The sequence below is a fragment of the Longimicrobiaceae bacterium genome (assembly GCA_035696245.1).
Classification (GTDB): domain Bacteria; phylum Gemmatimonadota; class Gemmatimonadetes; order Longimicrobiales; family Longimicrobiaceae; genus DASRQW01.
The window spans coordinates 1-7,656 of sequence record DASRQW010000119.1 but is presented as its reverse complement, the minus strand read 5'-3'; the positions used below and the strand labels follow the sequence as shown (position 1 = coordinate 7,656).

Annotated in this window: 5 protein-coding genes; 3 read left to right on the top strand and 2 right to left on the bottom strand. The window is 71.5% G+C overall.

What is annotated here, in order from left to right:
• The coding region (locus VFE05_05345) for a DNA gyrase subunit A (GenBank protein HET6229485.1) at positions 1 to 2,412 on the top strand (2,412 nt) is incomplete at its 5' end.
• A gap of 219 nt (positions 2,413 to 2,631) precedes the next feature.
• On the opposite strand, the gene VFE05_05340 is transcribed toward VFE05_05345, so the two are convergent.
• Positions 2,632 to 4,227, bottom strand: coding sequence for an FAD-dependent oxidoreductase (locus VFE05_05340; GenBank protein ID HET6229484.1), 1,596 nt, complete (start codon positions 4,225 to 4,227; stop codon positions 2,632 to 2,634).
• 176 nt (positions 4,228 to 4,403) lie between these two features.
• Here VFE05_05340 and VFE05_05335 point away from each other — a divergent pair, with 176 nt between their 5' ends.
• Positions 4,404 to 5,048 (top strand): ArsR family transcriptional regulator, encoded by a 645-nt coding sequence (locus VFE05_05335; protein HET6229483.1) that lies wholly within the window; start codon positions 4,404 to 4,406, stop codon positions 5,046 to 5,048.
• A 218-nt stretch (positions 5,049 to 5,266) separates the two neighbouring features.
• The gene (locus VFE05_05330; protein HET6229482.1) at positions 5,267 to 6,760 is read left to right on the top strand and encodes a pyridoxal-dependent decarboxylase; all 1,494 of its coding nucleotides are present in this window, start codon (positions 5,267 to 5,269) and stop codon (positions 6,758 to 6,760) included.
• 436 nt (positions 6,761 to 7,196) lie between these two features.
• On the opposite strand, the gene VFE05_05325 is transcribed toward VFE05_05330, so the two are convergent.
• Positions 7,197 to 7,656, bottom strand: a 460-nt coding sequence (locus VFE05_05325) for a helix-turn-helix domain-containing protein (GenBank protein HET6229481.1), incomplete at its 5' end; no start/stop codon positions are given.

Genomic DNA, 7,656 nt, shown 5'->3' with positions numbered 1-7,656 from the left:
CAGGACTTCTCGCTGCGCTACCCGCTGGTGGACGGCCAGGGCAACTTCGGCAGCATCGACGGCGACGGGGCGGCGGCGTACCGGTACACGGAGTCGCGCCTGGCCCCGGTGGCGACGGAGATGCTGGCGGACATCGACAAGGACACGGTCGAGTTCGCGCCCAACTACGACGACCGGCTGGTGGAGCCCACCGTGCTGCCGTCGCGCGTGCCGAACCTGCTGGTGAACGGCTCCAGCGGCATCGCCGTGGGCATGAGCACCAACGTGCCGCCGCACAACCTGGGTGAGGTGGTGGGCGCCGCCGTGCATCTGCTGGACAACCCGGAGTGCACCATCGAGGAGCTGATGCGCTACGTGCCGGGGCCGGACTTCCCCACGGGCGGCGTGGTGGTGGGCACGAAGGGCATTCACGACGCGTACGAGAAGGGCCGCGGGCGGGTGGTGATGCGGGCGCGGGTGTTCAAGGAGCAGAAGCGCACCGGCCGCGAGCAGCTGGTGGTGACGGAGGTGCCGTACGGCACCAACAAGGCGCGCATCATCGAGCAGATCGCCGAGCTGACCAAGCTGGGCAAGCTGAGCGACATCTCGGACCTGCGCGACGAGTCGGACCGCGACGGAATCCGCATCGTGATCGAGCTGAAGCGCGGAGCCGACGCGCTGAAGATCCTAAACGGGCTCTTCAAGTGGACGGCCCTGCAGACCACGTTCGGGGTGATAGCCCTGGCGCTGGACGGCGGCGTGCCGCGAGAGCTGAGCCTGAAGCAGATCCTGGAGCGCTGGCGCGACCACCGGCTGGAGGTGGTGAAGCGCCGCTCGCAGTGGGAGCTGGGGCGCGCGGAAGACGAGGCGCACGTGCTGGCCGGCCTCCTCGTCGCGCTGCGGAAGATCGACGTCGTGATCGGCCTCATCCGCAGCTCGAAGACGCGCGAGACGGCGGCGCGGAAGCTGGAGAAGGAGCTGAAGCTGACGGAGCGCCAGAGCGAGGCGATCCTCAACATGCGCCTCTCCAAGCTGACCGCGCTGGAGACGCGCGAGATCCGCGACCGGCTCACGGTGCTGGAGGCCCGCATCGCGGAGCTGAAGGCGATCCTGACGAGCGAGCCCCTGCGAATCGCCGCGGTGCGCGCGGAGCTGCTGAAGCTGGCGGAGGACTATGGCGACGAGCGGCGGACGGACATCGTGGAGTCCGAGAAGGAGTTCCAGCTCAAGGACCTGCTGGCGGACGAGGAGGTCGTGGTCTCGGTGAGCCACGAGGGCTTCGTGAAGCAGGTGCCGATGTCGGTCTTCCGGCGGCGGCGCGGGGCGGGCAAGGCGATGGCGGCCATGGACCGCTACGAGAACGACTACCTGGAGCGCGTGTTCACCGCCAGCACGGCCGACACGCTGATGTTCTTCACCGAGGACGGCCGCGTGCACTGGCTGCCCGTGCGCGACGTGCCCGAGGCGGGCATCTCGTCGCGCGGCAAGCGCATCCAGCAGATCTTCGAGCTGCCGAAGCGCGTGCGCGTGGCCGCGATGCTGATGGTGCGCGAGTTCCCGGAGTCGCGCTCCCTCATCTTCGCCACGGCGGACGGGTCGGTGAAGCGCACCTCGCTGGACCAGTACTCGCGCCCCCGCTCCGGCGGCATCGAGGCGATGTCCGTGAAGCCGGGAGACCGCGTGGTGGACGTGCAGATGGGCGACGGCGAGGGCGACGTGGTGCTCGTGGGCAAGGGCGGGCGCGCCATCCGCTTCCGCGAGGCGGACGTGCCGCCGATGGGGCGCGTGGCGCAGGGCGTGCGCGGCATCAAGCTGAAGGAGGGCGAGAGCCTGGCGGGCATGGCGGTGCTGCGGCGCGATCAGGAGCTGTGCGTGGTCACCGAGCGCGGCTATGCCAAGCGCATCTCGCCCGACGAGCTTCCGGTGCAGGGCCGCGGCGGGCTGGGGACGGTGGTCGCCACGCCCGGCAAGGAGCTGGGCGGCCTGGCCGCCGCCGTCGCGGTGGACGCGGGCGAGGACCTGATGGCCGTGACCGCCGTGGGTCGCACCCTGCGCGTGACCGGCGCGGGCGTGGTGCTGGGCGACCGCGCCCTGCGCCCGGAGCCGCACCTGGCGCTCTCCGCCCATGACCGCGTGGTCGAGGTGACTCGCTGCGCCGAGCCCCCCGAGAAGCCCGAGGACCCGGACGAGCCCGACGGCGAAGGCGAGCCGGCAGATGCGGAAGACGCCGAGCTGGAGCTGGACGGCATCGACGCGGATGACGCGGACCTCGACGTCGAAGACCGCGAGCCGGACGAACCCCGCCGCCAGCCCGAAGAGCGCCCCGAGACGCTGGGTGACCTCACGCAGGACCGCGACAGCGGGCGGGCCGGCGAGGCCAAGTCCACGGATGCGGAGGAGGATGGCCCCGAAGTGCTGGATCTGTTCGCCTAATGGGGAGGCCGGCGGGCCCCCTCCCCGCCTCGCTTAGGCTCGACGACCCTCCCCCCAAACTGCCTGGGGGAGGGTTGCTTTATTCAGCGCGTCTATGCGAGCTAAGTCTCATCGTGAAAAGCAGTTCTCCCCTCTCCCGCTTGCGGGAGAGGGGCCGGGGGAGGGGGCACCTTTCCGCAGAGAAACCGCATCAGCAACGGTCTATGCCAACGCCGTTCATCACGCCGCCGCCACCGGCACCATCGAATCCAGCGCATCCCAATCGAGCCGTTCGAGGTCGCGTTCGGCCGTGAGCGCGGTACGGTCCCGGCCGAGGGTTGCGACGGCAAGCGTCCGTTCGCGCCCGTCCGGCCCCGCGGCGCGGTACGCGAGGGTGCAGTCCATGGCGTCGAGGCTTCCGGACACGTCGATGCGGTCCCAGCGCTCGGCGTGGCCCACGTACTGGAGGGTGGCGTCGAACTGCGCGGTCCAGAAGAACGGCACGCCCTCGAACCGCTGGCGCGCGCCGAGGATGTTCATCGCGGCCGTCTGGCCCTGCCGCTGGGCCACGACCCAGTGCTCCGAGCGGATCAGCGTTCCGGTGCGCGGGTCGGGCCAGCGCACCAGGTCGCCGGCGGCGTAGATGCCGGGGACGCTCGTCTCCAGGTGCTCGTTCACCGCCACCGCATCGCGCTCCAGCGCCACGCCCGACCACGACGCCAGCGCCACCCCCGGCCGCACGCCGATGCCGACCACCACCAGGTCCGCGGCGATCGTCCGCCCGCTCTTGAGCGTCACCGCATCTGCCGAAACCCCGCCGATGGCCTCGCCCAGGTGGAACGTGACGCCGTTGCGCTCGTGCAGCCGCTGGAAGAACGCCCCTGCCTCGTGCCCGAGGACGCTGTGGAACGGCACGGGATCGTGCGACACCACGTGCACCTCCATCTCCCGCGCGCGCAGCGCCGCCGCCACCTCCATCCCTATGAAGCTGCTGCCGACCACCACCGCCCGCCGCGCAGTGTCCGCCGCAGCGATGATGGCGCGGGCGTCGGCCATGGTGCGCAGGTAGAAGACGTGCTTCAGGTGGTGCGTCGCCACCGGCAGCCGCACGGGATCGGCGCCCGTGGCCAGCAGGAGCGCGTCGTACGCGAACGCCTCGCCGCGCAGCGTGCGCACCTGGCGCGCGGCGGCGTCGATCTTCGCCACGCGCGCGCCCAGGACGAGGCGGATGTCCTGCTCGCGGTAGAAGTCGTCCGCCCACAGCGGCATCCACTCCTCGGGCGCGTTGCCGGCCAGGTAGTCCTTGGAGACGTTCGGCCGGTCGTACGGTGCCGCCTCCTCCGCGCCGATCAGGGTGATGCGCCCGGCGAAGCCCTCCCGCCGCAGCCGCTCCGCCGCCGCGCTCCCTGCCGCCCCCGCCCCGACGATCACCACGGACTCGGGCGTCGCGCTACCGGATGAGGCCACGGCTGGGCGACGGGCGGGCGCGGGCTCCTTCTTCTTCCGGCGTACGAAGATCGTCGCGTCGCGCTCCTCCACCTCCCAGCACGCGACCGGGCGCAGTGCCGGCGCGCGCACCGCCTCGCCCGTGCGCAGGTCGAACGCGGCGTGGTGGCTGGGGCAGCGCACCGTGCCATCCACCAGCAGGCCCAACGCCAGCGACGTCCCGTAGTGCGAGCACGCCGCGCCGATCGCGAACAGCTCCCCGCCGAACCGCGCCACCAGCACGGGCTCCCCCGCCGCATGCCCCGCCAGCATCTCGCCCTCCCCGACCTCCGCCGCGGGAATGCCGCGTTCCAGGTCCGGACCCACAAGCTCCGTGGACTGCTCGCCCATCGCCGTGCCTCCCCGTTCGCCGTGCTGCTCTCGATTGCTGCGGATGAAGACGAGCCTACATCGTCGCAACGAATAAGTCAACAGATGATTTGATATATTGGACAAACTGCCGGTGAGATGGTAGGTTGGAGCGCGGAAGCGTGCCGGAACGTGCGGATGAAAAGAGGAGGCCGGGGATGGCAGGAAGCCAGTGGATCGAGCGGCTGCTCGCCACCACGCGGGGACAGATCATCGCGCTGCTGCGGCGCTCGGCGCGCACGGTCAACGAGCTGGCGGCGGAACTGGAGCTGACCGACAACGCCGTACGCTCGCACCTGGCCGCGCTGGAGCGCGACGGCCTGGTGGAGCAGCAGCGGGGCTCTCCTCGCGGCGTGGGCAAGCCCGCTTCGCTGTTCGCGCTGACCTCTGCGGCAGACACGCTGCTGCCGAAGGCGTACGCGCCCGTGCTCGGCCTCCTGCTGGGTACGCTCGCGGAGCGCATGGGGCGCGAGGCCGTGACCGACCTCCTGCGCGAGGTGGGCCGCCGCGCCGCCGCCGACCGCGCCCGCGACGGCAACGACCTGCGGATGCGCATCGAAGCTGCGTACGGGCTGCTGGGGGAGCTGGGTGGGGTGGCCGACCTGGAGGAAGGTGACGGCGCCGTCATCATCCGCGGCTACAGCTGCCCGCTCGCGGCTCTCGTCCCCGAGCACCCGGAAGTCTGCCAGCTCGCCGAGTCGCTGCTGGCCGAGATCGTGGGCGTGCCTGTCCGCGAGCACTGCCAGAAAGGCGATCGGCCGCGCTGCTGCTTCGAGATCGCGCTCCCCACTGCGGACGCGTAGCCGACACCGGCACCGGCAAGGACGCGAGTCGGGTACGAACCTCAGCCGAGCAAAAGAATGAAGAGGACGGCAGATGCAGAACGGCGCCGCGCCGGACGTTTCGTCCGACTTCGGCGCCGTTTCTTTTCGTCGAGCCAGATCGTCCCCGAGTGCATACTCCGACGGAGCCCGCTAAATTCCCCGCGTCGCATCTCCCGTTCATCTGCACCGCACATCCAATGTCCCGATCTTCGCACACTCGCGCTACCGACCTTCCCACGCTCGACGACAACGCCGGCGTGCTGCGCGAGCACGGCCACGCGCTGATCGACCGGATGGCGGACTATCTGGCGACGGTCGAGACGCGGGCGGCTTCCACGCGGCTGGGGCCGGCGGAGATCGCGCGGCTGTTCGCGGAGCCGCTTCCGGTGGACGGGATGCCGGCGGAGGCGGTCTGGGACGACGTGTGGCAGAAGGTCGTGGGCGACGCGATCCACCTCGCGCACCCGATGTACATGGGCCATCAGGTCGCGCCGCCGCTGCCGCACGCCGTGCTCGCCGACGCGATGACGAGCCTGCTGAACCAGTCCGTCGCCGTGTGGGAGATGTCGCCCACCGGCACACTGGTGGAGGCGCAGGTGGTGCGCTGGCTGGGCCAGCTCCTCGGCTTCCCCGCGACGGCCGACGGAACGCTCGTCTCCGGCGGCAGCGTGGCGAACCTGACGGGGCTGCTCGCCGCCCGCGAGGCGCGCTTCCCCGGCTGCTGGAAGGATGGCGTGGCTTCGGGAGATGCACAGCGGGCGGTGCTGCTCGTCTCCGGGCACTCGCACTACTCGGTGGACCGCACGGCGGGGCTGATGGGCCTGGGCAGCGATGCCGTGGTGCCCGTGCCCGACCGCGGCGGCAAGATGGACCCGCAGGCGCTGGCCGACACTATCGCCGCGCTGCGGCGGGAGGGGCGCATCCCGCTGGCCGTCTCTGCCACCGCGGCGAGCACGGCGACGGGGCTGTTCGACCCCATCGACGAAGTCGCGGACGTGTGTGCTCGCGAAGGCGTGTGGCTGCACGTGGATGCGGCGCACGGCGGCTCGTTCCTGCTCTCCGACGCGCTGCGGCACCGGCTGCGCGGCGTGGAGCGCGCGGACTCCGTCGCCTGGGATCCGCACAAGATGATGTGGATGCCGATGAGCACCGGCGCGGTGTTCGTGCGCGACCGGCGGCACCTGGACGAGACGTTCCAGCAGAGCGCGCCGTACCTCTTCCACGTCCGCGACGGCGAGGAGCGGAGCCGCGACGCGGGCAAGCGCACGCTCCAGTGCTCCCGCCGCTTCGACGCGCTGAAGCTGTGGGTATGCCTGCGCCACTACGGCACGCGCCACTTCGCCGCGCTGCTGGAGAAGACCGTCGCCACCACCGAAGCCCTCCACACCCGCCTCGCCGCCGCCCCGGACTTCGAGCCGATGCACGCGGTGGAGTCCAACATCCTCTGCTTCCGCCACCTCCCCGCCGCCGTCCGCGACCGCAGCGACGACGCTGTCGACACGTTCCAGAACGCCGTGCGCGAGCGCTACAACGCGTCCGGCCGCGGCTGGATCACGGCAACGGTGCTGGACGGCCGCCGCGTTCTCCGCGTGACGCTCATCAACCCGCAGACCGGCGAGGAGCACCTCGAGCGGATGATGAACGGGCTGCGCGAGATCGGTGCGGAGGTGGCGGGGGTGCCTGGCGGTTGAAACCGCGGCAACGACTGCGCAAAGTCCCCCTGTGGGGACTAACCGCAACTGCGGGAGATCCTGCCTATCTCGCAGCGGCATCGCGCGATAGCGCCTCAGTCCGGTAGGGGCCGACCTACGTGTCGGCCCGTGGCCGGGACGCAGGGCGATGCTGGCGTTGGGCGGCGATCGGGGGCATCGGAAGCGAGGAACGGCGCCGTAGCGGACGAGGATGTCCGCCGCGGCGCCGTTCTGCCGTACCCAAACGATGATGTCACGGAGGGAGACTGCCGGGGCGGTTTCCGGCAGGCTCGCTCCGGGGCGGGGAGACCCCGGACGGAGCCGCGCAGGCTGTATCGCGCGGCGGAGGAGGAGGCTCCCCGACCCCGCGAAGGAGACCGGCAGCAGTACCGCCGGGCTCCGCAGCGGCCCGCCGCGACAAGCTCCGCCGAAGCGCCTAGATGCCGTACTCCTTCAGCTTCTGCCACAGGGTCGTGCGCCCCATGCCAAGCGCGGCGGCGGCGCGGGTGCGGTTGCCGGACGCTTCCTCCAGTGCGGCGAGGATGGCGTCCTTCTCCGAGCCCGGGTCGCGCGCCTGGTAGCGCTTGGGCACCTCGCCGTTGCGCGCCTCGGCGGCTGGGCGGCGGCCCTCGGCGGCGCCCTCGCGGATCTCCTCGGGCAGGTGGCACGGGAGGATGCGCTGGCCGTCGCAGACGATGCATGCGTGCTCCACCGCGGCCATCAGCTCGCGCACGTTGCCGGGCCAGTCGTACGCCTCCAGCACCGCCACCGTCTCGTCCGAAAGCCCCGCGATGCGGCGCGCGGCCTCCATGCGCTCGTTCCACCGCCCGATGGCGGCCATGGCGATGGCGGGGATGTCCTCCGGCCGCTCGCGCAGCTCGGGCACGCGCACCTGG

What these genes read in the sequence shown, in the direction of transcription:
- VFE05_05340 (HET6229484.1), bottom strand. Translation starts at nt 4,227, where the DNA reads ATGGGCGAGCAGTCCACGGAGCTTGTGGGTCCGGACCTGGAACGCGGC.
- VFE05_05335 (HET6229483.1), top strand. Translation starts at nt 4,404, where the DNA reads ATGGCAGGAAGCCAGTGGATCGAGCGGCTGCTCGCCACCACGCGGGGA.
- VFE05_05330 (HET6229482.1), top strand. Translation starts at nt 5,267, where the DNA reads ATGTCCCGATCTTCGCACACTCGCGCTACCGACCTTCCCACGCTCGAC.